Below are 24,347 nucleotides of genomic sequence, written 5' to 3' on the forward strand. Positions count from 1 at the left end.
GGAGGGAATCCGATGGACCATGGTGTGCTGGTCGTCAACTTCGCCGCGCTGCAGCAGGCCGGCGCTGACATTCAGAAGGCGTTGAACACCCTCGACGCGCAACTCGGCCAACTCGAACGCGACGCCGCCCCACTGGTGGCGAGCTGGACGGGCGAGGCGCGACAGGCATACGAGCAGCGGCAGGCGAAGTGGCGCTCGGCCTCGCAGGACCTGCAGGCCATGCTGCGTGACATCAGGTTGGCGGTGAACGACTCCGCCACCGACTACCTGGACACCGAAAAGAAGAACACCGGGCTGTTCCAGTGAGCGATGTGGGCCGGGAGCGCTGACCGTGTCCGGGCCAGCGCCCCGCCCGCAACCGGTCGGCGGTCAGGGCCGCACGCCGGCGGGCTCAGGCCGTGCGCGGGCGGGCTCAGGCCGTGCGCGGGCGGGCTCAGGCCGGGCCGGCCGGGCGCCAGCGTCGACGGGTACCACGGGGCACCACCAGGGCGAGCAGCGCCACTGTGACCGCCGTGATGCCGGCCACCGCCCCGACCAGCAGGGCTCGGTCCCGTGCGGCGGCCCGGCGGGCCTGGCGGGCGAGCTGCGCCGGGTCGGCCCGGTCGTCGGCGAGGGCGGCGACCGGCCGCGCGCCGGCCGCACGGCCGCCGCTGGTCTCGGTGACCGCCCGGTAGGGGTTCAACACCCCGGCGCCGTATCCGCCGCCCCGGCCCGCGCCCGGAGCTGGGTCGGCGGTGGCGATGATCCGCTCCGCCACCTGGGCGGCGGTCAGCTCCGGCCGGTACTGCCGCAGCAACGCGGCGGTGGCGGCCACGAAGGGCGCCGCGTAACTGGTGCCTTCGACCCGATGGTGGCCGGCACCGGGCGCGGCGGTCAGCACCTCGCTGCCCGGGGCCACCAGGTCGACGTACGGGCCGGTCTGCGAGAACGCCGCCCGCCCGCCGTCCGCCCCGATCGCGCCCACGCCGAGCACCCCGTCGTAGCCGGCGGGGAACGGTCGGGGGTTCCCGCTGTCGTGCAGATTGCCGGCGGCGGCCACCAGCACCACGTCCCGGTCGACCGCGTACCGCACTGCCGAACGGACCTCCGGGTCGTCCGCGTACAGCACCACGGACAGGTTCACCACGTCGGCGTCATGATCTACGGCCCACCGGATGGCCCGGGCGAACTCGTCGGCGCTGACCGTGCGCCCCGACTCCCGTCCCTGCACAACCTGCTGCTCACTCACCCGCACCGGCAGGATTCGGGCACCCGGTGCCAGACCGCGGAAGGCGACGTCCGAGCGGGGTGCCGCGGCGATGATGCTCGCCACACCGGTGCCGTGCCCGGCGCAGTCCCGACCGCCGTCCCCGCCGGGGTCGAGCAGGTCGACGCCGGCCAGCACCCGTCCAGCCAGCTGCGGGTGCACCCGGTCCACCCCGGAGTCGACCACCGCGACGGTCACCCCGGCGCCGGTGGCCAGCGGCGCGAGCCGCGCCGGGTCGTACCGTTGCTGTGGCCAGGGCCTGGCCGCGACCGGCCGGACGGGGGCGAGTGCTGTCGCGCACGCCGGCGCCGCCCGGAGCCCGGCGGTGGCGGCGACGGTCGGAAGGGCCGGTACGGTCAACAGGCTGGCGGCCAGACCTGCGAGGACCGGGCGCGTGATCGATTGGGACATCGACACCCTCCGTATCGCGTCGGCTCCGGAACGGGATGTTATCTCCTCCTCCGGGCCCTGGCAGGCCGCCGCCGGCCAGCCATTGTGATCTTGGTACCACCTTGTAGGTTGTACGCGATACCTGTGGCCTGTTCTCGGAAGGGGAGGTGGCCGTGACCGCATGGGAGCCGGCCACGGAGGCCGAGGTGGCGATGCGCGACGCGCTGCGCGCCAACGACCAGGAGCTCTACTTCCGGCTCCTGTCCCGCACCGATGTGCTGCTGCCGGTCTCCGCGCCGACGCAGCCCGGCCAGCCACCCGCCGGATGGGGCACCTGGACCACCGGCGGCCGGACCCACGTCCTGGCCTTCACCTCCGCCGCCGCCCTGCGAGCCTGCCTCGGCGATCACGCCGGCAGCAACCGACGCATCCCCTTCGCCGATCTCGCGGCCAGCTGGCCCAATCACGAGTGGTGGCTCGCCGTCAATCCGGGTCTGCCGGTCGAGGGTTACCTGCCGGCCTGGTTCGTGTCCCAGCTGTCCCGAGGCGACGTGCGACTGCCCGGCCGTGCCATGGGTGCCCGCGCTCGCCTGGAGCGAGCCGAGACGTTGGCCCGCACCCGGCCCGGCATGCCACCGCGGGACGCCGCGCCAGCCACTGGATCGCCTCCCGTGACGGGGGTGACCCCGTCCGGGCCCGAGAGTGCTCCGCTCGCACCCCGAAGGCCCGCGCGGAGCCCGGGCCCTCGGGTGGGTGCCCCGCCGGTGCCGGGTCCGGCGCCCCGGCCGCCCGTCCCCGCTGAGCCGCCGCGCCGACCTGGCGAGGAGGACCTGCCCGCCGCCGGTCAGCGGCACCCGACCGAGCCGCCCCGGCCCGCGCCGGGCAACGGAGCGCTGCCCCGTGCCGGCCGGCCGTCCCGGTTCACCCCGTTGGCGACCGCCGGCCCCACCACCGACCAGGCCGGGCCGGGCGCTGGCTGGCCGGCAGCAGCGACCCGGCCGGGCGACGTCGACGGCCCCGCTCCGGCTAACGGCAACGGTGGCCCCCAGGCCGCGCCCCGGCGCTCCTTCTTCGACCCCAGCCCGGCCCGCGATCCCGCCCCGAGCGGGGGGCGCCCCGGTGACCGGGCGGCCCCGCCGACCCGGTTCGGACGAGGCAGCCAGCCCTTCCCTCGCCGCCGCCCGGCCGATGCGCCGGCCGACGAGACCACGACGCGGGCCTTTCCGATGGCGGCGGACCCGGCAGCCACCCAGCCGGTACGACGGCCGGAGGGCGGTCTCGGCGCGTCCCGCGGGATGGACGCGCCGCCATCCGGCGAGGAGATCACCCAGCCGCTGCCGCCGCGCCGGCACAACCCGCTGGCTGAGGAACCCACCCGTGCGTTCCGGATGACCGGTGAGCCTCCCCTGACCGGTGCGCCTGGGCGGCCATCGGCGGACGAGACGCAGGCGATTCCGCAGGCCCGGCCGGGCCGGTTCGACCCGGCGGAGGATCTGCCGGTGTCCGTCGCGGAACCGGTCTCCGGGCCGCCCGCGCCGCGCCGCGGCTTCACGCCCATCGTCATCGAGGGCACCATCATCGAGTCCCGCGATCTCACCGACCCGGTCGAGAGCAGCGCGCCGGTCGACGCGCCCCGGCGGCCCAGCCCCGCCGAGGCCGCCCCGCCGGCGTTCGGCTCGACGCCCCCCGGTCCGGGCCTGTTCGGTCCCTCGTCCTTCGGTTCCAGCCCATCCGGGCCCACGCCGTTCAGCCCTGGTCAGCCCGCCCCGAGCCCGTCCGCCCCGCACCCCGTGATTCCGACCGGGGCAGGCGCTCCCGGCGGTGGGCTGGGCGACCCGCGATTCGACGGCCGCGTCGACGCCCCGCTGCGTGACGACCGCGCCGACACTGCTGTTTCGTCGGCCGGCCCGGCCGGTACGGACCAGGCCGGCGGCGAGGGCAGCGGCGCGAGCGTGATCGCGGACGAGGTTCCGCACCCGCCGGCCGACGAGCCGCCGCCGGTCGAGTTCGAGCCGGCCAACACGGTCGAGGAGGACCTGCTCAGCGCCGCCGGCTCGGGCAGTACCGACACGTTCCTGTCCACCCTGCTGCTGGCCCGGGTGCTACTGCCGGCCGCACCGGACTCGGTGCGGGGAAGCCGCCCTGGGGATCCCGGCTTCGTCTGGCGTACCGGGCAGCTCGACGGCGAGACGTACGTGGTGGTCTACACGTCGTCGGAGCGCCTCGCCGACCATGTCGAGGGGGACGTCGACACGGTCCGGGTGAAGTTCGCCCAACTGATCCGGCGCTGGCCCGACGAGGACTGGTCGTTCGCCGTCAACCCGGGCACGCCGGTGGGTGCCAAGTTGCCCGGCGAGCAGATCGTCGCGTTGGCCAACTGGGCCGCCGAGGTGGGGCTCGGCGACGACCTGGAAGTGGACCAGGTGGAAGCGCCGGCCGTGGCCGAACCCGCCGCCCGTCCCCGGTACGCCCCCGCAGCGGTCGACCCGACCCGGCCGACGGTCATGCAGAAGGCGATCGCCCCCAGCCAGCTCGCGTACTACCTGGATCGTGGGTACGACCGGGTGTCCGGGTTCGTGCACCGGGCCGGTGAGCTGTCCCACCTGACCACACCGGCTCAGCTGCACGAGGCGCTGGGCCTCAGCTACCCCGGTTCGCCGTTCGCTCCGGACGCCGAGGAGATCTACGTGCTGCGCTGGCCGGCGCACCGGCCGAGCCTCTACCGCATCCCGTACGGCGGTCAGAACGAGCCGGCGATGCGGGCCATGGAGGGCTGGGTCATCGAACGTCCGCCGTTCCGGGGCAACGGCTTCGCCCCGGGTGAGAGCAGCGACGTGGTGGCGGAGTTCAAGGTGGACAGCGCACGGCTGCCGCACGGTGCCCAACTCTGGCGCATCGGCGCGGACGGCAGCGAGCGGGTGGTCGCGGAGCTGGACACCGACTCGGTCACCTGGCGACGGGTCGGGGAGGCGTGATGCGCGACGGTTACGTGGCCCGTTGGCAGGGCCGGGAATACCAGGCCAGCCCGGACGCCGACGAGATCCGGCTCTACCAGCCCGAGGCGGGCGAGGGCTTCGAGGAGGTCCGCGCGGGCCGCTACGTCCGGGTGCTGCCGGTGAGCGAGATCGAGGATCTGGCGTACGTGCGGACCACCTGCACCTGGCAGGGGCAGCCGTTCATAGTGCTCGGCGAGCACGACGCCTGGCTGCGGGTGGAGTACACCGGTGGTCGCTGGCCGGTGGCCGAGGCGATGCGGCTGGAGGTCTTCGACTTCGGCGTCTACCAGGGTTGGGCGCCGGCCGCCGAGGTCACCGACCTGCGGGAGCAGCGGGTCTGACCGGTCAGGTCTTCGCCCACCGCAGGATTTCGCCGAGCACCAGCTCCGGTGCCTCCAGGTGCGGGAAGTGCCCCACCCCGTCGAGCAGTCGCCACTCGTACGGGGCGACGACGTACCGGCCGGAACCCAGCGCGGTGCGGGGCAGGGAGGCGGTGTCCAGGGCACCGTGCAGTTGCAGGGTCGGGGTGGACAGCGGCTTCTGCATCAGGCGGACGAACCGGTAGCCGTGCAGTCGCAGCAGCGAGCGGAACGCCCAGCGGTAACCCTCCAGCGCGCAGAACGCGGCCTGCGGGATGCACATCGCCTCCCGGCACCGCTCGGCGTACGCCTCGAAGTCCGGCCCGGCCACCCACTGTGGGCCGCCCCAGCGGCGAATGATCTCGCCGACGGCCGCCGCACCGTCGCGGGTCAGCACGTGCTCGTAGCGGGGTAGCTGGAACTTCAACGCCGGGGTGGAGGCGGTGAACTGCCCGCGCGGGTCGGCGAAGATGGCGGCGCGCAGTCGCAGCGGGTGCGGTGCCCCCAGCACCACGAGCCGGCGGACCAGGGACGGGTGGAACGAGGCCACCGTCCAGGCCACCATGCCGCCGAGGCCGCTGCCGACGATCGTCGCGGATCGTTCACCGAGCGCGCGGATCAGCCCGGCGATGTCGGCGGCGAGGGTGTAGCCGTCGTACCCCCGGGGTGGTTTGTCGCTGGCGCCGTAGCCGCGCAGGTCGACGGCGACCGCCCGGAAGCCGGCGTCGGCGATGGCCGGCAGCATCTGGTGCCAGGCCCACCAGTGCTCCGGGAAGCCGTGCAGGAAGAGCACCATCGGCCCGGTGCCGCCCTCGACCACGTGGAACCGGCTGCCGTTGGCGCCGACGAAACGGTGCGTCCACGGCCCCTCGGTGAGGACACAGGACTCGTCGACGGCCCCGCCGCGCTGGTCGGTCATGGCAGACAGCCTAGGACCCGGTTGCCGCAGGCGACCCTGGTGGTCGCGTTGAACAGGGGAAAGCCCCGGGTTGCCCCGGAGCGGGACCAGGGGCACCGGCTCGACTGAGGCAGGTCCGGCCATCCCGGAGGTGGCGCACAAAGGGCGACGCCCCGGGCAGATGACCTGCCCGGGGCGTCGCTGGTTGGTGCGGGATCAGTGGTCAGCTGACCCGGATCTTCATCGCGGTGCCGTCCTGCTCCAGAACCTTGATCTTGACACCGGTCGCGGGGAGCTTGACGCCGTGGTTCGGCAGCTCCTCGTAGAAGTACTTCTTGGTGTCGTCGAACAGCGGCTCAGCAGCCTGGCCACGGATGTACTGCGGCTGGCTGTTGAGGTGCAGGGTGAACGAGTCGGCCTTGTTCAGGCTGAACGGTGCGTCGTACACCTGGACGCGGGCCCGCCACGGAGCCCCGGTCAGGTTGTAGATCGGGCGCGGGTGCGCGTCGATGTACAGGTTGCGACCCTCACCGGGGTGACCACCCGGGTTGGTCGGGGATGCCGGGGCGGTGTTGTTGTCGTCCCAGCGGGTGTTCCAGTACGAGATGAGCAGGCCCTCCTGGTACGCGTAGTGGTCCACCCAGTCCGGGCGGGTGTTCGCGTAGCCGAAGAAGTACGGGCCGGTCTTCAGGTACTTGTCGTACGAGACGTACGAGCGGTTGCCGGCGATGTAGAAGTTGTCGAACTCGTCGGTGTACGTGGCACCGACGACCTCCCACTCGTCGAGCGCCCAACCCGCGTCGGTCTCGGCGCCGTCGCTGAGCACGGTCTGGCCGTCGGCGGTCACGGTGATCGCGTCACCGAAGAAGCCGCCCTCGGACACGCCACCGTCGGTGACGTAGTGCAGGCGGACCTGCGCCACCTTGCCGGCCAGCGAGTTCAGCGGAATGTTGATGTCCGCCCAGGCGCCGTTGCTGCTGCCGTCGAGGGCCGGGCGGCCGGCGCCGTCGACGCCGATCGGCTGGCCGTTGACGGTGCCGTCCAGGTCGGTCCAGGTCTGACCACCGTCGGTCGACGCCTCGAAGTAGAGGTAGTCGTAGGTCTCCTCGATGCTGTACTTGCCCTTGAGCGACAGCGCCGCCGCGGACTTGCCGGTGAGGTCGAACGTCCTCGTCATGGTGCCGTCGAGGTTGTCCTTGTTACCGGAGAAGTACTGCTTCGAGCCCTCGAACGGCGCACCGTAGTCGAAGGTGTACTCCCGCTTCGGCAGCACGACCACGACGGCCTGTGCCTTCTTCGAGTTGTACTCCTGCGGGCCGAGCTCCAACGTGCGCTTCTGCCCCGCCACGACCACCTCGTAGTCGAGCCAGCCGAGCTGGAACTTGTTCCATGCCCCGAGGTCGCCGCCACGGTCGCCGATGCCGGCGTCGTTCTTGGCGCCGAGCCGGCTCTGGGCCATCAGGGTCCAGTGCTCGTTGCTGTTGTCCGCCGGGCCGTAGTCGTCCGGCAGGCCCAGGTCGTGGCCGTACTCGTGGTAGAAGACGCTGCGGCCGCCGTTTTCCGGCTGGATCGTGTAGTCGCGGATCCAGACGCCGGTGTTGCCGATCTCGGTGCCGCCGATCGGGAAGTTCGGCGGGCCGACGGGCGAGCTGTTGAAGGCCGACCAACGGTGGCTCCAGATGGCGTCCTCACCCTGCTGCGGGTCACCGTCGGCCTGGTCGCCGCCGGAGTGGACGATCTGGAAGTGGTCGATGTAGCCGTCCGACTCGTTGAAGTCGCCGTCACCGTCGTAGTCGAAGCGGTCCCACTGGTCGAAGGACTTCATCTCGGTGGCGATCTGGGCGTCCGTCCGGCCCTTGGCCTTCTGGTCGGCGACCCACTGGTTGGCGGCGTCGCGGATCAGGTTCCAGGTGCTCGGGCAGACGGAGTCGGCGCAGACGGCGGGGTCGCCGGTCGGGTCGTCGTCGGCCTTCGGGTCGTCGGAGCGACCGTAGCGGGCCTCGTTGTACCGGACCTTGACCCAGTCGGTCACCTCACCCTCGACGGTGTAGCGACCCGAGGACTGCGCCTCGTAGTACTGCTTGAGCGACTCGTCGCCCGGGTTGGTGCCGAAGTAGAGCTGGCGGAAGTGCTCCGGGCTGAAGTCCGGCTGCCAGATGGTGGAGTTGTCCACGGCCCGGTTGGGCTCGGGGATCTTGTTGTGCAGCGGCCCCTCGAACGTCGCCGGGCCGGCGACATCCGGGTTCATGTCCTTGTCCGGGTAGGACGGGTGCCGCTCGTCACCGAACTCGGCCAGGATCACGAAGATCTTGTCGGTCCGCTCACGCTTGAGCTCGACGTACTGGTCCCTGGTCTGCGCGCCGGCGCCGGCGCGTGCGCGAGCGTTGGCGCCCGTTCCGCCCGCCTTGCCGACCTCGCCGACCTTGACAACCGTGCTTCCGTTGCGCTCGATCGGCTTGCTCCGACCGGTCAGCACGTCGCTGAGACCCTGCTGACGCAGCGCGCGGCGCTTCTCCTCGAGCTTGTCGGGGAGCTCATCCTGCAGTGACTGCGGTTCGGCAGCGGCCGGTGCTGCTGCCGGCAGTTTGGGCTGAGGCGCCGCCGAGGCGGACGGGCCGAAAGCCAGGCCTGTCGCCGTCAGTGAGAGCCCGAGCAGACCCACTGCGACTTTGCGCACGTGGTACCTCCGGTTTGAGGGAACCGGCCCAACGGGGGTACGGGCCGGTGGGAGATCGATCCCACTAGTGGGACCATTGGTGAACATAGTTACTGGCGGGACGGGTGGGAAGAACCTCGCGTCGATTTGTTGCAAGATTTTGTTGGGAATGCTTTTCACCGTCACACCCCGCCGGTTCATCAGCCGTGCTGACCAGCGCGAGCCCGGACGCGAACGTATACAACGACATTTTTCGATCAAGCTGAGCGCACTTACGACAGTGGGGCCGGCAGCGTCTCCGCCACCGGCCCCACAGTCAGTTCTCGATCCGTGAAACCGTTACTTCTTCGCCGGAGTCACGTAGATCATGGCTGACGAGTTGTCCCCGGCAGCCTTCTTGATCGTCAGCGAGACGCCGTAGTTCACGCCCTGGTCGCCGGGGTTTCCGGTGCCCAGCACGATCGCGCCACCGCCCAGGGTCACGCCGTAGAACTCCGGCGCCGGGCTGCCGTCCGGGTTGGTGACCCGGGTGGTGTACGGCGCGTTGTTACGCGACGGCAGGACCACCGACGCGTCGTTGTCCCGGGCGTAGGCAGCGCCATCACGCATCTCGATGCCCGGGTAGTAGCCCTTGGCGTCGGTGAACGCCTTCACCGGCGGGAGCCCCTTGAACTTCGTGCAGTACGCGCTGTACGGCTCGTCCGCCGCCTCCAGGCACTCGGTGAACGGGTACGTCCGGTTCAGCGTGAAGGCCGCGTTCGAGGACTGCGGGCGGCTCGGCAGGTTGTCCGTCACCGACGGGTCCTTCACGGCCGCCTCGCCGGTGCGCCGCAACGGGTCGAAGTGCGAGTCGACGATGAGCAACCCGCCCTTCGCGCCGTAGCTGGGCAGCGAGGTCATCTGCCCGGTGACGTGGTTGACGTCGCCGAGCGCGGTGTCCCGGTACCAGACCAGCATGCCCGGCGCGTTGTAGGAGATCCGGTCGACCTTCCACGCCTCGTGCGAGTAGATGGTGTCATAGGCGTACTGCAGGCCCTTGTCGAAGCCGTCGAAGTTGCGCCACTCCGCCAGGTAGTACTGGGCGTGCACCTCGGTGCCGCTGGAGACCTTCCAGCCGCCACCGGTGGTGTCGACGAAGGTGCCGCCGTTGGCCGTCCAGCCGTTGGCGCCGCCCTCGACGTCGTCGCTCCAGGTGGTGGCGCCGCCGCCGGTGACCGAGAAGTCGTCGACGAACCAGTTGCGCTCCTCGAACGCCTCGTCGGTGGCCAGGCGCAGCCGCACCTGGACCGTCGTGCCGGCGTACGCCGACAGGTCGACGTAGTCGTGCCGCCAGCCGTCGGTGCTGCCGGTCAGGCCGTACTTCTTGCCGCCGAAGTCGTTCATGCGGCCGTTGGGGTCCGGGTAGCCGTCCGGCGTGGTGACCACCGTGCCGCCCTCGTCGTACACCTTCTGCTCGGTCCAGGTCGTACCGCCGTCGGTGGAGAGCTCCACGAAGCCGTAGTCCCAGTCCTCCTCGATGATGTAGTTGTTCCACATCCAGAACTTCGAGTCGGCAGCCGCCGGCACGTCGACCGAGCGGCTCAGCTTGACGTCGGCCCACTCCTGGTCGTTGTTGCTGTGCCACATCTTCGTGCCGCTGTGCGGGGTCGCCAGCGTCGTCACCTTGTCCGGCAGGTCGACCTTGATGCCGTCCTCGGAGTCGATCGGGGTGCGTGACGTCTGGCCGAGCTTCACCTCGCGCGGGTTCGACCCGGGGCGGATGGTCAGCGGGTCGGCCCAACCGAGCACCCACTTGTCCCAGATGCCCATGTGCGTCGGCAGCGCCTGGAAGATCTCACCCGAGTGCGAGCCCGAGGCCATCAGGTCCCAGAAGTCCACGTCGGAGTCGGCGTTGCCGGACGTGTCGTAGAGGTCCGGCAGACCCAGGTCGTGGCCGAACTCGTGGGCGAAGACGCCGACGCCGGCGTCCTCCGGCTGCACGATGTAGTTCGACGCCTTCAGGTTGGTGCCCGGGATGGTGTAACCACCGGCGACCGTGGAGGAGTGCGCCCACACGGCGTACACGCCCTCGGCGCCGCCGCCGCGGGACTTGCCCTGGCCGGCGTGCACCAGCACGAGGTGGTCGATCACGCCGTCCGGCTCGAAGACGTTGCCGTCACCGTCGCGGTCGGCCTGGTCCTCGATGTCGTAGTCGGCCCACGGGAAGTCCGGGTCCTTCGCGACGAGCGCGTCGATCGCGTCGGTCGCCAGGCGGCCCGCGCCGGCCGGGTTGTCCGGGTGGCCGTTCATCGACTGCTCACGGCCGGGAACCCACGCGCCGGTCTCGTCCTGGAAGCAGCGGTTGGCCGCGTACCAGCCCTCCGAGTGCGGCACTGTGATCCACGGGCTGGCCTGCCCGTCCACCGTGTACGCGTTCTTGGACATCTCCAGGTACATGTTGTGCATGGTGCGACCGGACAGGTCGATGCCCTTCTTGCCGTCCGGGCCCTTCAGGTCCGTGCGGACCCGCTCGGTGATGCCCTTCTTGCTGTAGAGCATCTTGTTGTAGTGCTGCGGGGAGAAGTCCGGCACCCACATCGAGTTGTTGTCCTCGTGGGGCAGGCGCGCCGGGTCCGGGATCTTGTTGTGCTTCGGGCCGTTCTGGACCGTGCCGGGGACGCAGGTGCGGTCCTCGAACACCGTCTTGGGGACCATGACGCCGGTGAAGTCGTCGTTGGCCTTGTCGTTGAACTCCACCAGCAGCGTCAGCAGCTTCGCCGTCTGGGTGGTCGGGGCCTTCTTGAACTTGCGGGGGTTCTGACCCGTCTTCAGCGACTTGGCCTCGTCCTTGGCCAACTGCCGTGCGGTCACCGGGTTGCCCCGAGCGTGCTTCTGGTCGAACGCTCGCGCGGACTCCGCGGCAGGGGTGTAGATGCCACCCTTGCCCTTCACCTCACGGCCGGTGGTGTCCGGCTGCACCTCGGGCTCGGCGTAGTTGATGTAGTGCTCGTCGGCGCCGATCACCGCCAGAGGGGTGCCGGACGGCGACTGGGCCGCCGCGCTGCCACTCACGGTCAGTGAGGTGGCCGCGAGGGCGATGGCGGGCAGTGCGACGAGTAGACGTCGCCGCGCCCTGGACTGCGGTTTGTGGTTCATGCCGCTCCGTTTCTCGGGCATGGGGAGGAGGACGTTGGCGTGGTCGACCATCGATGTGATGCGTGTCGAACTCTTCCAACCTGCGTGAACCTAAAGCACAACCGGCCGAAAGGACAGCGGTGGCCCACGCCTGTGCCCGTTCAGCTTCTCCCGACTCCCCCGACCGACCGATGTGACAGTGGCGGGGCGGCGCAAACCGTACCCGTAAGACACGACGGAGGGTGGCGGTCCGCACGGACCGCCACCCTCCAATGAGTACGCCTACCGTCAGTCCTCGTCGGACTTCGTACCGCTCATCCCCGAGGAGATCAGGTCCATCACCGAGGAGTCCTGCAACGTGGTCACGTCGCCCAGCGACCGGTTCTCCGCCACGTCCCGCAGCAACCGGCGCATGATCTTGCCGGAGCGGGTCTTCGGCAGCTCCGGCACCAGCATGATCTGCCGCGGCTTGGCGATCGGGCCGAGCGTCTTCGACACGTGGTTGCGCAGGTCGGCGATGAGCTGCTCGCCCGCCTCACCGGCGATGTCAGTGCTGCCCCGCGGAATGGCGAACGCGACGATCGCCTGACCGGTGGTCGGGTCGGTCGCGCCGACCACCGCCGCCTCGGCCACCGACGGGTGCGACACCAGCGCCGACTCCACCTCGGTCGTCGAGATGTTGTGCCCGGACACCAGCATCACGTCGTCCACCCGGCCGAGCAGCCAGATGTGCCCGTCGTCGTCCTTCTTCGCACCGTCGCCGGCGAAGTACATGCCCTGGAAACGCGACCAGTACGTGTCGATGAACCGGTCGTCGTCACCCCAGATGGTGCGCAGCATCGACGGCCACGGCTCGCGCAGCACCAGGTAGCCGCCACCACCGTTCGGCACCGACTGGCCCTGGTCGTCCACCACGTCGGCCACGATGCCCGGCAGCGGCGTCATCGCCGAACCCGGCTTGGCCGCCGTCACCCCCGGCAACGGCGAGATCATGATCGCGCCCGTCTCGGTCTGCCACCAGGTGTCCACCACCGGCAGTTCGCCCCGGCCGATGTGCTCCCGGTACCACATCCAGGCCTCCGGGTTGATCGGCTCGCCGACGCTGCCCAACAGGCGCAGCGACGACAGGTCGAAGTCCGCCGGGATGTCGTCGCCCCACTTCATCATCGTCCGGATCAGGGTGGGAGCGGTGTAGAGGATGCTCACCCCGTACTTGTCGATGATCTCCCAGAACCGGCCCTTGTGCGGCGTGTCCGGGGTGCCCTCGTACATCACCTGGGTGGCGCCGTTGGAGAGCGGGCCGTACACGATGTAGGAGTGCCCGGTGACCCAGCCGATGTCGGCAGTGCACCAGTAGACGTCCGTCTCCGGCTTCAGGTCGAACACCGCGTGCGTCGTGTACGACGCCTGGGTGAGGTAACCGCCGGTGGTGTGCAGGATGCCCTTCGGGCGGGCCGTGGTGCCGCTGGTGTAGAGGATGAACAGCGGGTGCTCGGCGTCGAACGGCTGCGCGGTGTGCTCGGCCGACGCGGTCTCCACCGTCTCGTGCCACCAGTGGTCCTTCTCCGACCACGCCACGTCCTCGCCGGTGCGGCGGACCACGAGGACGTGCTCCACCGACGGGGAGTTCGCCACCGCCTCGTCCACAGTGGGCTTCAACGCCGACGGCTTGCCCCGCCGGTAACCACCATCCGCGGTGATCACCACCTTGGCGCTGGCGTCCTGGATCCGGTTGCTCAACGAGTCGGCGGAGAAGCCACCGAAGACCACACTGTGCGCGGCGCCGATCCGGGCGCACGCCAACATGGCAACCGCCGCCTCCGGGATCATCGGCAGGTAGATCGCCACCCGGTCGCCGGCGGTCACCCCCAGGTCGGTGAGCGCGTTCGCCGCCCGGCAGGTCAGCTCGTGCAGGTCCGCGTACGTGATGGTGCGGGTGTCGCCCGGCTCGCCCTCCCAGTGGATCGCCACCTTGTCGCCCCGGCCCGCCTCGACGTGCCGGTCCAGGCAGTTGTACGCGACGTTGAGCTGCCCACCCACGAACCACTTCGCGAACGGCGGGTTCGACCAGTCGAGCACCTCATCCCACTTCTTCGACCAGGCCAGCCGATCGGCCTGCTTCGCCCAGAAGGCCAGCCGGTCGGCCTCCGCCTCGGCGTACGCGTCGATGGTGACGTTGGCGTGCGCGGCGAGTTCGGCCGGCGGGGGGAACTGGCGCGTCTCGTTCAGCAGATTGGCCAATGCCTCGCTCATGCCGTGACTCCTCATCCTCGGGGTGACCTGGGTCTCGATGGCACGAGGGTAGTCGCGGGGCCTGCTACCGGCCACGGCTGCCCACTGCGTCGCGCCGAGTGGCCCCCGCCGCGCGCCCGGCGGCCCGTCCCGCCGGTTCGCCCCCCGGGTCGGGTGGTCCGGGTCGCGTTGCGGGCGGGTGCGGCCCGCCGCGCCGGGCCGGGTCGTTAGCGTGGCGGGGTGACCACCGACCCGCTCGCCCCGCTGCTCGCGCTCGCCGACATCTCCGCCGCCGTCGAGCAGGCCCGCGCGCGGTTCGACCAGGCGCTCGGGCACCGGGCGCTGCGCCGGCACGGTGGACAGGTCGCCGCCGAGGTCAGCCTCCGCTCCGCGGTGGCCAGCGCGGCCCTCGAAGGGGCCGGGCACGAGCGCGAGGCGGTCCGGGCCGGCACCGTCACCGACCCGGTGCTCCAGGGGGCGCTGCGGGTCGCCGGAGCGCTGCCGGGCCTGAGCGAGCTGTGGCCGAAGGCCCCCCGCCAGGCGCTCGCGAAACTGCACGTGCTCGCCGCCCGGGACCTCGTGTCAGAGGCCGAGCTGGGCCGCCCGGTCGCCGACCCCGTGGTCGCCACCCGGCTGGACGGGCTGGCCGGCCTCGTCGCCGGCGGCACGAAGGTCTCCCCGCTGGTGCTCGCCGCCGTCGTACACGGGGAGTTGCTGAACCTGCGCCCGTTCGCCGGGCCGTCCGGCGTGGTGGCCCGCGGGGCCGCCCGGCTGGTGCTGCTCGCCAGTGGCCTCGACCCGCGTGGCCTGCTCCCCGTCGACGTGGGGCACCGCGAGCGGGAGCCCGAGTACGTCGGCGCAGCCGGTGCCTTCGCCACCGGCACCCCGGACGGGCTGCGCTCCTGGCTACGCCACTACATGGCCGCCGTCGAGGTCGGCACCGACCAGCTCACCGCCATCGGAGACGAGATCCTCGCCGCCGCCTGAGCGGCTGGACGGGTTGAGGATGGTCAGGCGGTGGTGGCGGCTCGGGTGCGGCGGTGCCGGCCGTACCAGGCGATGCCGATGGCCACGCCCACCCCGACCCCCAGGGCCGCCGCGGCCACCGGGACCGCGGGACGTTCCCGCAGTCGCCGGCCCAGCGGAATCGGGTGCCGGAACTCCAGCACCGGCCACGCGTTCTCCGAGGCCAACTTGCGTAGCTGCCGGTCCGGGTTGACCACACTCGGGTGGCCCACGCACTCCAGCAACGGGCGATCGCTGTACGAGTCGGAGTAGGCGTACGAATCAGCCAGGTCGTAGCCCCGGGCGGCGGCCAACTCGCTGACCGCCTCGACCTTGCTCGGGCCGGCCGCGTAGAACTCGACCTCGCCGCTGTACCGGCCGTCCCGCACCGTCATCCGAGTGGCGATCACGTCGGTCACCCCGAGCAGCTCGCCGATCGGCCGGACCATCTCCTCGCCGGACGCCGACACCAGCACCACGTCCCGCCCAGCCGCCTGGTGCTCCTCGATCAGGGCGGCGGCTTCGGCGTACACGTAGGGGTTGATCAGCTCGTGCAGCGTCTCCGCGACGATCTGGCGAACCTGCTCCACCTGCCAGCCCTTGCAGAGCGCAGCCAGGTAGTCCCGTGTTCGGGCCATGGTCTGCTCGTCGGTGCCGCCCAGCCGGAACATCAGCTGCGCGTACGCCGACTTGACCACGTCACGCCGGGTTATCAGCCCATCCCGGTAGAACGGCCGACCGAACGCCAGGGCGCTCGACTTGGCGATGACGGTCTTGTCCAGATCGAAGAAAGCGGCACTTCGGCCCACGGCGCGAAAGTCTAGCCGGATGGTCTATCGTCGGCGGGTGCCCGGGGTCATGCCACCCCACAGACCTGCGGGCTCTCCGCTCCGCGTGATCACGCTCACACTCTGCGAGGAGATTTTCGCAGTGAGTGGAGGCAGCACCACTCGACGTGACGGGCCCGCTCAGGCAGACTTGTCCGTACGACGAGCTTTCACATCCTCGAAACAGGCAGACCCTCAGCGGTTGCACCCCCCGTGACCGCTGAGTGGTTCGGCTCGACCCCCCCGGAGCCGAACCTCCGACGACCCCCGTCTCCCCCCGACGGGGGTCGTCCCTTTCTGCTGGAAACGCTCCACCACAGCTCACAAGTCGTCCTCCGGCCCGTCCAGACCGTCCAGGGACGGCGTTTCTACGGCCAGAGGCAGCAGAGCGGAAGCAGTGCCGTCGAACGCCTTCAAGACCCGAGCGGCGTAGTCGTCCGGGGTGTGGGTGTACCGGTCAAGCGTCGTGGATGCCTGCTCGTGGCGCGGGAGGGCGCGAGCCGGGTGTGCAGGCCGATGGCCGGTGGCGGATGCGGGCGTGGATCAACAAGCGCAAGCCGTGGGTAAGAGCGCTATCGGAGCGGTAGCCGGGTGCGTGCTGACGCCTACAGGTATCTGATGCCAGCCTCGGTGATGTGAGCGGCCAACACGTCGTGGGCTGAGTCGCCGGACCACACTTCGACGCGTCCGCTCTCGCGCAGAAGATCGTCGCCTGCCACCGGGGCGCCCAGTTCCCACTGCGCCGGCCAGCCGTCGAAGCGGCGGACCTCGACGAAGCCGCGGGCCACCAACGAGATCAGGCCCGGCCCGAGGACCGCAGCCACCCGCTGTCGTGACGGCGCCTCGGCCCAGCCGAGTTCCCGCAGGGGCAGCGGTGAATCTTCCAGAGGGCAGAGGACCAGTTCTTCTGCGAGGTCCAGCCCTTCGTCATCGTTCATGGCAGCTCCTCCTCGGTCGAGCGGATCCCCCGGTCGTTCGGTCGGTGGTGTGATCACCTCCGGGACGGGGTCTAGCTCGGTCAGCACCTGAAGCCATGCCCGGACGTCAGTGACGAGGTGGGCGTCGGTCATGTAGTCGACGAGGGGCGCGAGGTCGGTCAAGACTCGGTTGATGTTGAGAAGCCGGTGGTAGTCCTGGTAGTCGTCGGCCACTGCGAGTGCTTCCCATCTCGCCTGCCAGTCTTCACCTGGCTGGACGAAATCCTCCTCGGTAAGCGGAGTTGCGCGAAGGCTCGCTGCCCGGGCAGCGGCTTGTTCCCGAGTCATGCCGAAGCTGTCCACAGCCCGCCGGGCGACGGCGTCCGGACGAGCGCTGGCTGGTAGGTCCTGGACTCGCTGACCTGCATCAAGGGCGATCGTGATGAGCGAGGCGAGCTGCGCGACCGCCACCTCCGTTGGGGAACCGTGTTCTGATGCGAGGTCGATCAGGAAGACCGCCAGTGGCATGTCGGCGCAGGGTCGATGGCTGGGCCATCCGCGGTGCTGGCGGCGCACGTCCGAGGTCGCCCCGTCGATGAGTGCGATCCACCAATGCGCGTGACTGACCGAGGCAGGCTTGCGGTCGAGTAGCCATTGCCGGCGTAGCGGCGGATCAATCAGGAGAAGTCCGCGGTAGGTGTCCTCAAACTCTGTCACCCCTCGCCTCCCCGGCATCAGGCAATGCTGCGCCGACGACCGTAGCTTGCAGGAGTGGGACCGTCTGCCGCCCAACCTCGTCGCGGACGGTGCGACCGCCGCCTGCCGTGTAATTTGCCAATCGGGACGAGCTGAGGAGGAAACACGTGGCTTCTGGTGGCTTCTCGTCGAAACGGCTGGCTCGGCTGCAAGGGCTGCTTGAGCGGCACGTCGAGTCCGGCTTCGTCCCGGGCGTGGTGGTCGTCCTCGCCCGGCACGGCGAGGTGCACGTCGAGGCAACTGGGCATCTCGCGTTCGAGGGCCCCGGGTCGCAGGTGCCGATGGCGGTCGACACGATCTGTCGCCTGGGCTCGATGTCGAAGCCGATCGTGGCCGCGTGTGCGATGACCCTCGTCGAGGACTGCACTCTCCGCCTCGACGATCCGGTCGACGATCTCCTCCCGGAGTTGGCGGACATGACAGTGCTCGCCGATCCCCACGGCCCACTGGACGACACCGTCCCTGCGGAACGCCCGATAACGCTGCGGGACGTCCTGGACGGCACCCTTGGCACCGGTATGGTCCCCGCCGAGCCGGGAACGGTCCCGATCGCCGACGCGCTGGACGCACTCGAATATCAGTCGCCGGCCGAGTGGATCCGCCAGCTCGGTGACCTTCCGCTCGTCCATCAGCCAGGTGAGCGCTGGATGTACGACACCGCCGCCAACGTGACCGGCGTACTCATCTCCCGAGCCACCGGCATGTCCTTCGGGGATGCCGTGCGTGAGCGGATCTGCAAGCCGCTGGGAATGGCCGACACCGCCTTCCACGTGGGTAGCGAGAGCATCGGACGCTTCGCGACGGCGTACGAGCAGGACAACGCCGCCACCGGCGAGCCGGTCGTCGAGGACGCCCCCGACGGGCGGTTCAGTCGACAGCGGATGTTCGAGTCCGGTGGCGGCGGGCTCGTCTCGACCGCCCAGGACTACCTCGCCTTCGCCTCGGCTCTGCTCGCCGGCGGCGCCCACCGAGGCGAGCGGGTGCTGTCGCGGCCGGCGGTGACGCTGATGACGAGCGACCACCTGACCCCGACGCAGAAGGCCATCTCCGGGTTCTGGCCCGGATACTTCGACGCCATCGGCTGGGGCTTCGGGATGTCGGTCCGGACCCGCCGCACACACCTCGGGCCCTCGGTCGGCAGCTACGGATGGCCCGGTTTCTACGGGACCGCCTGGTACAACGACCCCGCCGAGGACCTGACGACGATCGTGTTCATGCAGCGGGCGCACGCGGGCGACCAGCGGCTACCGATGTGGCACGACTTCTGGACCACCGTCTACCAGGCGATCGACGACTGACCGCAGCGCTCGTTTTCCCGCTGGGCGGCACCCGCCCTCGGCCGCCCGGTAATCCTCGGGCCCTCAGCGACACAAGCCACTGTGAGAGTCGCCGAGGCAATGGGGGTTCGGGTGGGTCCACCGGAGAAGCGGGACGAGGGCTGGTTCACCAGTCTCTACGCCGCCGAGTACGAGCACATAGTCCGATACGGTCTGCGTCGGCTCGCTGACCGGGATGCGTCCGCGGAGCTTGCCCAGGAGGTCTTCGTCGTCGCCTGGCGTCGCCGCGTCGAGGTGCCGGAGCGCAGCCTGCCCTGGCTGTACGGGGTGGCCCGGCGCCTTCTGGCAAACCAGTGGCGGTCACGACGTGCCGCACCGGACCTCCTTTCGACCACCGATGTCGACCTCGAGCGACTGGCCGGATCGTCGGGTGCCGACACGAGCGTCGGGGTCGCCGACATCTGGACTGCTCTGGCCACCCTCAACGACCTCGACCAGGAAATCCTCCGGCTGGTCGGCTGGGAGGAGCTGACGGTGTCCGAGGCGGCCAAGGTTCTCGGCTGCACCGGGGCGACCGCCGCGGTGCGCCTGCATCGCGCCCGCCGCCGTCTTGCCGAAGCGATGTCGGACCGGCCCGCGCAGACCCGGCGTAGCCCGGTGTTGGTGACCATTCGAGAGGATCTGTGATGTTCGGAGCAGAGCGCACCCGTACTCTTCTCGGCCCGGCCGACCCGGCCCGGAACGCCGCCGTCGGGCCACCGCTGGTCTCGGCGCGCGAGCTGATCGACCGCGCCGACGCTACCGAAACGGTCGCCGGGCGTCGTCGCGTACGACCGACCCGCCGGCTGGTCCTGACGGCCGGGACGCTGGCGGTCGCGGCCGGTGCCGTGGCGGTGCTCCAGCCGTTCGGCGGGGACGCACCGGACACTCCGGGCGAACCGGCGGCGGCAACGGGGTTGGTGCTCGTGCCGGTCGCGTACCAGTTCGACGCGGATCCGCCGGCCGCCGGCCCGCAGCTGCGCATGCTGGCCGACAAGATCAAAGACGCGGCGTACGACCACCAGAGCGGCCGCTACATGTATCACCACACGAAGCTGTGGGGCGATCCGGTGATGACGTCCGCCGACGGCCGCCACCACGTGGCCTTCGCCAGCGAGACGAAGCTCTGGCAGGCCGCCGACGGGACCGGCAACCAGGTCAGCACCCAACTGGAGCCGCAGTACCCCGACCAGGAGTCTCGGGACTACTGGCAGCGCGAGAACGCTGCGCGGCCAGCAGCCACCGGCACCCCCGCACCGGACGTCATTCCGCTGTCGCCCGAGGAGCTCAGGCCACTGTCGGCCGACCCGTCGGAGCTCCGGGAGCGGCTGAAGGTCGAGTACGGCGCGGGGGCGGCGAGCAAGTGGGTCGGCACGCTCTACGGGCGGTACGTCGTACCGCGTGCGACCCGAGCGGCGGTCCTGCGGGTCCTGGCCGACGTGCCCGGCTTCCGCTGGCGGGGGCAGGTCACGGACCGTGCCGGCCGCAAAGGAGTCGCCGTCACCTTCGACGACCGCGAACACGACCAGCAATCCCTTCTGATCTTCGATCCGAAGACGGGCGAATTGCTCGCCGATGAGCTGTTGACGCTGTCGCCCGTGCGGATCAGCTCGTACAAGGTGATCCTCGATACCGCCTGGTCGAATCAGCCCAGCTGACCACCGTCTTGCGGGGCCGCTCCTTTTGGGAGCGGCCCCGCTGTCTTTGCTCAGCGGCGCTAGCTGCGGAGTTGCCCGCGCCCGTAGCAGATCAACTTTCTCAGCGGGGGTTTTCCACAGGCCACCAGGTTGTCCACAGGCGACGACATCGCGACGGCTCGTGGGGCGGATTCCGAGCACTGTCGGCGGCATACCAGAGCCCGACCGCTGGAGGCCGCGATGCCACCCCGTACCACGGTTCCGCCGATCCGCCGGCTCCCGCTGGTCGTCACCGGCGACGACGATCTGCTCGACGATGTGCTCCGGCTCGCCGCCGTCGGCGGCACCGAGGTGGAGTTGGCCCGCGACCCAGCGGCTGCCCGTACCCGTTGGCTTCCCGCACCCCTGGTGCTGCTCGGCGCCGACCAGGCGCAGGCGTGCCTGCGCGCCCGGTTGCCGCAGCGGCCCCGGCTGGTGCTGCTCGGCCGGGCCGGTCAGCTCGACCCCGGCTGGCAGATCGCCGAGCTGATCGGGGCCGAGCACGTCGCCACGCTGCCGGCCGCGGAGCCGTGGCTGGTCGACCGGTTCGCCGAGCATGATCCGGGCCGTCCGGCCGGCGTCGGCGCCCGGGTCGTCGCTGTCCTTGGGGGTCGGGGCGGTGCGGGCGCGAGTGTGCTCGCCGGTGGTCTTGCGGTGACCGCCGCGCGGGCCCGGCTGCGCACTCTCCTGGTCGACGCCGACCCACTTGGTGGTGGCCTCGACCTCGTGCTGGGCTGGGAGCAGTTGGAGGGTCTGCGCTGGCCGTCGCTCACCAGCGCCGACGGACGGGTGGACGCCCCGGCGCTGGTGCAGGCCCTGCCCAGCCGGGGTGATCTCGTGGTGCTCTCCTGGGACCGCGGCGAGATGCTGCCGTTGCCGCCGACGGCGATGGCGGCGACCGTCGACGCGGCCCGGCGTGGGCGGGACTTCGTGGTGATCGACCTGCCCCGACAGTTGGACGATGCGGCAGTGGTGGCGCTGCAAGCCGCCGACCAGGCGTTCGTCGTCGTGCCGGCCGAGTTGCGCGCTACCGCTGCGGCCACTCGGGTGGTGGCCGCAGCCGCCCCGCACTGCGCTGCGCTCTCGGTGGTGGTGCGCGGGCCTGCGCCAGGGCGGTTGCGGGCGTCCGAGGTGGCACGCGCGCTGGGCCTTCCCTTGGCCGGCACGCTGCGCCCCGAGCCGGGGCTCTGCCGTGGGCTGGAACGGGGCGAGGCGCCGGCCGCCGGGGGCAAGGGCCCACTTGCCGCGCTCTGCCAACGGATCGTCACCGACCTCACCGGCGTGCCGGCTACGGGTGCGGCATGACCGCCGGGCCGGAGGACGGCACGCTCGCCGCCCGGGTACGGCAGCGGATCGCGGCAGCCACCACCCCGGTCACCGCGGCGGCCATCGTTTCCGCGGTACGGGCCGAGCCCGCCGCCGCAGTGCTCGGCGACACCGCCATGCTGCGGATCGCCGACCGGGTGCGCGACGACCTCGTCGGCGCCGGGCCGTTGGCGCCGCTGCTGGCCGACCCGGAGGTCACCGACGTCCTCGTCAACGGCGCCCGGGTCTGGGTCGACCGCGGATCGGGGCTGCAGCAGGTCGCCGTCCCGATGGGCTCGGTGGAGGACGTCCGCCGGTTGGCGCAGCGGCTGATCGCCAGCGCGGGGCGGCGGCTCGACGACGGCTCCCCGTACGCGGACGCGCGGCTTCCCGATGGCACCCGACTGCACGCCGTGCTGCCGCCGGTGGCGACCGAAGGTCCCTATCTGTCGCTGCGGACCTTCCGACACCGGCCGTTCACCCTCGACGAGTTGGTGCGCCAGGGGACCGTGCCGCGACCGTTGGCACCACTGCTCGCTGCCGTCGTGGCGGCCCGGTTGGCGTACCTGGTGACCGGGGGTACCGGGTCAGGCAAGACGACGCTGCTCAACACGTTGCTGGGAATGGTGCCGGCCACCGAACGGATCGTGCTGGTGGAGGACGCCGCCGAGCTGCGCCCGGGGCATCCGCACGTGGTGGGGCTCCAGGCGCGTACCGCCAATGTGGAGGGCACGGGCGTGGTCAGCCTGGCGGACCTGGTCCGACAGGCGTTGCGGATGCGCCCGGACCGGCTGGTCGTCGGGGAGTGCCGGGGCGGTGAGGTGGTCGATCTCCTGGCCGCGCTCAACACCGGCCATGACGGGGGCGCCGGCACCCTGCACGCCAACACACCGTCGGACGTGCCGGCCCGGTTGGAGGCCCTGGGCATGTTGGGTGGGCTGCCTCGCGCCGCGCTGCACGCCCAGGTGGCCGCCGCGTTGCAGGTGCTGTTCCAGGTGCGACGAAGCAACCGGGGTCGTGTCCTGGAGTCGGTCTGCCTGCTGCTGCCCGAGGGGCCCGAACGGTTGGTGACGGTGGTGCCCGCCTGGGTACGCGGCAGTGGGCTCGGGCTCGCCGCCCGTGCCCTCGGGGCGCTGCTGCGGGAGCGTGGGGTGGCGGTGCCGCCCATCCTCAGCGAGCCATGGCCCGGATCGGCGGGTCCGGCATGACCGGCGAGACGATGCTGGTGGCGGCACTGCTCCTGGTCGCCGCTGCCCTGGTGGCGTGGCCGGTGAGGAGCATTCGGTCCCGTCGACGTCGCGTGCTGGCACCGGGGCGGAGGGCCGGCGGCGTCGATCCGGATGACGCCCTGGTGCAGTGGATCAGGGAACTCGGTCGCACGCCGGACGGGCCGGTCGACGGCACCGCCCCGACCAACGGTCATCCGATCGACGTCGCGTGCGAGTCGGCGACTACTGCGGGTGCCAACGGAAGACGGACGGCACTCGGCTGGCCCGACCGGGACGTCACCCGCAGCCCGAGGTGGCCGGGAGCGGCAGACAGGTTCACGCGTCCGTTGGGCCCGACGCGCCCGCCGGCCCGTCGGGATCCCCGACGCCCGACCGGCACCGCCCGCCCGGAAGCGCCCCCCACCATGCTCGACGTCGAACAACGGCCGGCGGCCACGGTCACGATCGGTGTCAGCGGTGTGGACGCGGCCGGTCGGAACGAGGTCTCCGGGCCGGCAACCGCCGATGGGCACGGCGACCTGGACGCCGGCTGTCGGGGCGACGCGTCCGCCGGGGCGGCGTCCGACGGGTGCGCGATCGTCGATTGCCGCGCCCACGGGCGCGTCAGCCCGACCGACAGGACGCCGGGTGCGCCTCCGTCGGTGCGCATCTCGCGATCGACGACCCGCGTGCTGCCGGTGGTCGGTCTGCTCGGTGGCGGTGTGGGTGCCGTGGTCGGCGGTCCGGTGGCCGCGGTCGCGATGGCCGGGTACGCAACGCTGGCCGTGCGCGCCGCGCTGCGTCGGCGAGTGAACCGGAGCGCCGAGCGGGACCGACGACGTGGGCTGGACCAGCTCTGCGGCCTCGCGGCGGATTTGCGGGCCGGCCTGCCCGTCCCACACACGCTCGGCGTCACGGCCGTTCAGGGTGACGGGGCGAGCCGCCTACGTCAGCTGACCTCGGCGGCGGTGCGGTTGGCCGACCGGACCGGTGCGCCGTTGGCGGAGCTTCTGGAGCGGATCGAGGCGGACGCTCGGGCGACCGACCGGGGTCTGGCCGCGGCGGCGGCCCAGGCGGCCGGTGCCCGGGCCACGGCCTGGCTACTGGCGGCCCTGCCGCTTGGCGGGATCGGGCTGGGGTACGGCATCGGCGTCGACCCCATGTGGGTGCTCCTGCACAGCACGATCGGCGGCGCTAGCGCGGTTGTCGCGGTCGCCCTTCAGGTCGTGGGCCTCCTCTGGACGGAACGGCTGGGCGCGACACCGGGGCGGGCCGGATGACGGCCCGAGGCCCAGCCGGCCAGCCCGGCGGGGCCCGAGGCCCAGCCGGCCAGCCCGGCGCCGCCGGCCAACCTAGCTCCGGGAGGCAACGCAGCTGGGCCGGCCAGCGCAGCGCAGCCGACCGGCCCAGCTCAGCGAGCCAAGCCCACTGGGCGAGCCAGCCCAG

17 protein-coding genes are annotated in these 24,347 nt (G+C 71.3%); 10 read left to right on the forward strand and 7 right to left on the reverse strand.

Features of this window, described 5'->3' with window-relative positions:
- Positions 1-12: 12 nt before the first annotated feature.
- A complete protein-coding gene (locus ABZ794_RS05500; RefSeq protein ID WP_210784020.1) occupies positions 13-306 on the forward strand; it encodes a WXG100 family type VII secretion target in 294 nt (97 codons plus the stop codon).
- A gap of 127 nt (positions 307-433) precedes the next feature.
- Here the strand turns inward: ABZ794_RS05500 and mycP are convergent, their stop codons facing one another.
- Positions 434-1,657, reverse strand: coding sequence for a type VII secretion-associated serine protease mycosin (gene mycP / locus ABZ794_RS05505; protein ID WP_210784019.1), 1,224 nt, complete (start codon positions 1,655-1,657; stop codon positions 434-436).
- Positions 1,658-1,809: 152 nt separating this feature from the next.
- Between mycP and ABZ794_RS05510 the strand changes: the two genes are divergently transcribed.
- Positions 1,810-4,611, forward strand: coding sequence for an SseB family protein (locus tag ABZ794_RS05510; RefSeq protein WP_357514400.1), 2,802 nt, complete (start codon positions 1,810-1,812; stop codon positions 4,609-4,611).
- The gene (locus ABZ794_RS05515) at positions 4,608-4,973 is read left to right on the forward strand and encodes a hypothetical protein (protein ID WP_210784017.1); all 366 of its coding nucleotides are present in this window, start codon (positions 4,608-4,610) and stop codon (positions 4,971-4,973) included. Before ABZ794_RS05510 ends, ABZ794_RS05515 begins: the two co-directional genes overlap by 4 nt.
- A gap of 4 nt (positions 4,974-4,977) precedes the next feature.
- On the opposite strand, the gene ABZ794_RS05520 is transcribed toward ABZ794_RS05515, so the two are convergent.
- The 4 genes from ABZ794_RS05520 to acs form a co-directional block, all read right to left on the reverse strand.
- A complete protein-coding gene (locus ABZ794_RS05520) occupies positions 4,978-5,910 on the reverse strand; it encodes an alpha/beta hydrolase (RefSeq protein ID WP_210784016.1) in 933 nt (310 codons plus the stop codon).
- Positions 5,911-6,112: 202 nt separating this feature from the next.
- On the reverse strand, positions 6,113-8,551 hold the full coding sequence (locus ABZ794_RS05525) for an immune inhibitor A domain-containing protein (RefSeq protein ID WP_210784029.1): 2,439 nt from the start codon (positions 8,549-8,551) through the stop codon (positions 6,113-6,115).
- A gap of 333 nt (positions 8,552-8,884) precedes the next feature.
- Positions 8,885-11,680: an immune inhibitor A domain-containing protein gene (locus tag ABZ794_RS05530; RefSeq protein WP_247669396.1), complete on the reverse strand. Its 2,796-nt coding sequence runs from the start codon at positions 11,678-11,680 to the stop codon at positions 8,885-8,887.
- Between the two features lie 267 nt (positions 11,681-11,947).
- Complete coding sequence (gene acs / locus ABZ794_RS05535; protein ID WP_357514403.1) at positions 11,948-13,912, reverse strand: acetate--CoA ligase; 1,965 nt, start codon at positions 13,910-13,912, stop codon at positions 11,948-11,950.
- Between the two features lie 219 nt (positions 13,913-14,131).
- Here acs and ABZ794_RS05540 point away from each other — a divergent pair, with 219 nt between their 5' ends.
- The gene (locus tag ABZ794_RS05540; RefSeq protein WP_210784013.1) at positions 14,132-14,878 is read left to right on the forward strand and encodes an oxidoreductase; all 747 of its coding nucleotides are present in this window, start codon (positions 14,132-14,134) and stop codon (positions 14,876-14,878) included.
- Positions 14,879-14,901: 23 nt separating this feature from the next.
- Here the strand turns inward: ABZ794_RS05540 and ABZ794_RS05545 are convergent, their stop codons facing one another.
- Together ABZ794_RS05545 and ABZ794_RS05550 are read right to left on the reverse strand one after the other, a co-directional pair.
- Positions 14,902-15,705 carry an HAD-IB family hydrolase gene (locus ABZ794_RS05545; RefSeq protein ID WP_210784012.1) on the reverse strand — a complete coding sequence of 268 codons (804 nt, stop codon included), beginning with the start codon at positions 15,703-15,705 and terminating at the stop codon, positions 14,902-14,904.
- A gap of 623 nt (positions 15,706-16,328) precedes the next feature.
- Entirely contained in the window at positions 16,329-17,357 is a 1,029-nt protein-coding gene (locus tag ABZ794_RS05550) for a hypothetical protein (protein ID WP_357514406.1), read from the reverse strand.
- Positions 17,358-17,503: 146 nt separating this feature from the next.
- On the opposite strand from ABZ794_RS05550, the gene ABZ794_RS05555 reads away from it, so the two are divergent.
- From ABZ794_RS05555 to ABZ794_RS05580, 6 genes are all read left to right on the forward strand, one after another.
- Entirely contained in the window at positions 17,504-18,694 is a 1,191-nt protein-coding gene (locus ABZ794_RS05555) for a serine hydrolase domain-containing protein (protein ID WP_357514408.1), read from the forward strand.
- A gap of 111 nt (positions 18,695-18,805) precedes the next feature.
- Complete coding sequence (locus tag ABZ794_RS05560) at positions 18,806-19,360, forward strand: sigma-70 family RNA polymerase sigma factor (RefSeq protein WP_238689497.1); 555 nt, start codon at positions 18,806-18,808, stop codon at positions 19,358-19,360.
- A complete protein-coding gene (locus tag ABZ794_RS05565; RefSeq protein ID WP_357514410.1) occupies positions 19,360-20,370 on the forward strand; it encodes a CU044_5270 family protein in 1,011 nt (336 codons plus the stop codon). Before ABZ794_RS05560 ends, ABZ794_RS05565 begins: the two co-directional genes overlap by 1 nt.
- A gap of 219 nt (positions 20,371-20,589) precedes the next feature.
- On the forward strand, positions 20,590-21,693 hold the full coding sequence (ssd, locus tag ABZ794_RS05570) for a septum site-determining protein Ssd (protein ID WP_357514412.1): 1,104 nt from the start codon (positions 20,590-20,592) through the stop codon (positions 21,691-21,693).
- Positions 21,690-22,901, forward strand: a complete 1,212-nt coding sequence (locus ABZ794_RS05575; RefSeq protein WP_357514414.1) for a TadA family conjugal transfer-associated ATPase — start codon at positions 21,690-21,692, stop codon at positions 22,899-22,901. The genes ssd and ABZ794_RS05575 overlap by 4 nt, the downstream gene beginning before the upstream one ends.
- The gene (locus ABZ794_RS05580; protein ID WP_307850552.1) at positions 22,874-24,181 is read left to right on the forward strand and encodes a hypothetical protein; all 1,308 of its coding nucleotides are present in this window, start codon (positions 22,874-22,876) and stop codon (positions 24,179-24,181) included. The genes ABZ794_RS05575 and ABZ794_RS05580 overlap by 28 nt, the downstream gene beginning before the upstream one ends.
- Positions 24,182-24,347 lie beyond the last annotated feature (166 nt).

The sequence above is a fragment of the Micromonospora sp. NPDC047187 genome, assembly GCF_040643355.1.
In the GTDB taxonomy this organism is placed as follows: domain Bacteria; phylum Actinomycetota; class Actinomycetes; order Mycobacteriales; family Micromonosporaceae; genus Micromonospora; species Micromonospora salmantinae.

Excerpts from the sequence above, each read along its gene's own strand:
- mycP (WP_210784019.1), bottom strand. The coding sequence starts at position 1,657 with ATGTCCCAATCGATCACGCGCCCGGTCCTCGCAGGTCTGGCCGCCAGC.
- ABZ794_RS05565 (WP_357514410.1), top strand. The coding sequence starts at position 19,360 with ATGTTCGGAGCAGAGCGCACCCGTACTCTTCTCGGCCCGGCCGACCCG.
- acs (WP_357514403.1), bottom strand. The coding sequence starts at position 13,912 with ATGAGCGAGGCATTGGCCAATCTGCTGAACGAGACGCGCCAGTTCCCC.
- ABZ794_RS05580 (WP_307850552.1), top strand. The coding sequence starts at position 22,874 with ATGGCCCGGATCGGCGGGTCCGGCATGACCGGCGAGACGATGCTGGTG.
- ABZ794_RS05575 (WP_357514414.1), top strand. The coding sequence starts at position 21,690 with ATGACCGCCGGGCCGGAGGACGGCACGCTCGCCGCCCGGGTACGGCAG.
- ssd (WP_357514412.1), top strand. The coding sequence starts at position 20,590 with ATGCCACCCCGTACCACGGTTCCGCCGATCCGCCGGCTCCCGCTGGTC.
- ABZ794_RS05530 (WP_247669396.1), bottom strand. The coding sequence starts at position 11,680 with ATGAACCACAAACCGCAGTCCAGGGCGCGGCGACGTCTACTCGTCGCA.
- ABZ794_RS05520 (WP_210784016.1), bottom strand. The coding sequence starts at position 5,910 with ATGACCGACCAGCGCGGCGGGGCCGTCGACGAGTCCTGTGTCCTCACC.
- ABZ794_RS05500 (WP_210784020.1), top strand. The coding sequence starts at position 13 with ATGGACCATGGTGTGCTGGTCGTCAACTTCGCCGCGCTGCAGCAGGCC.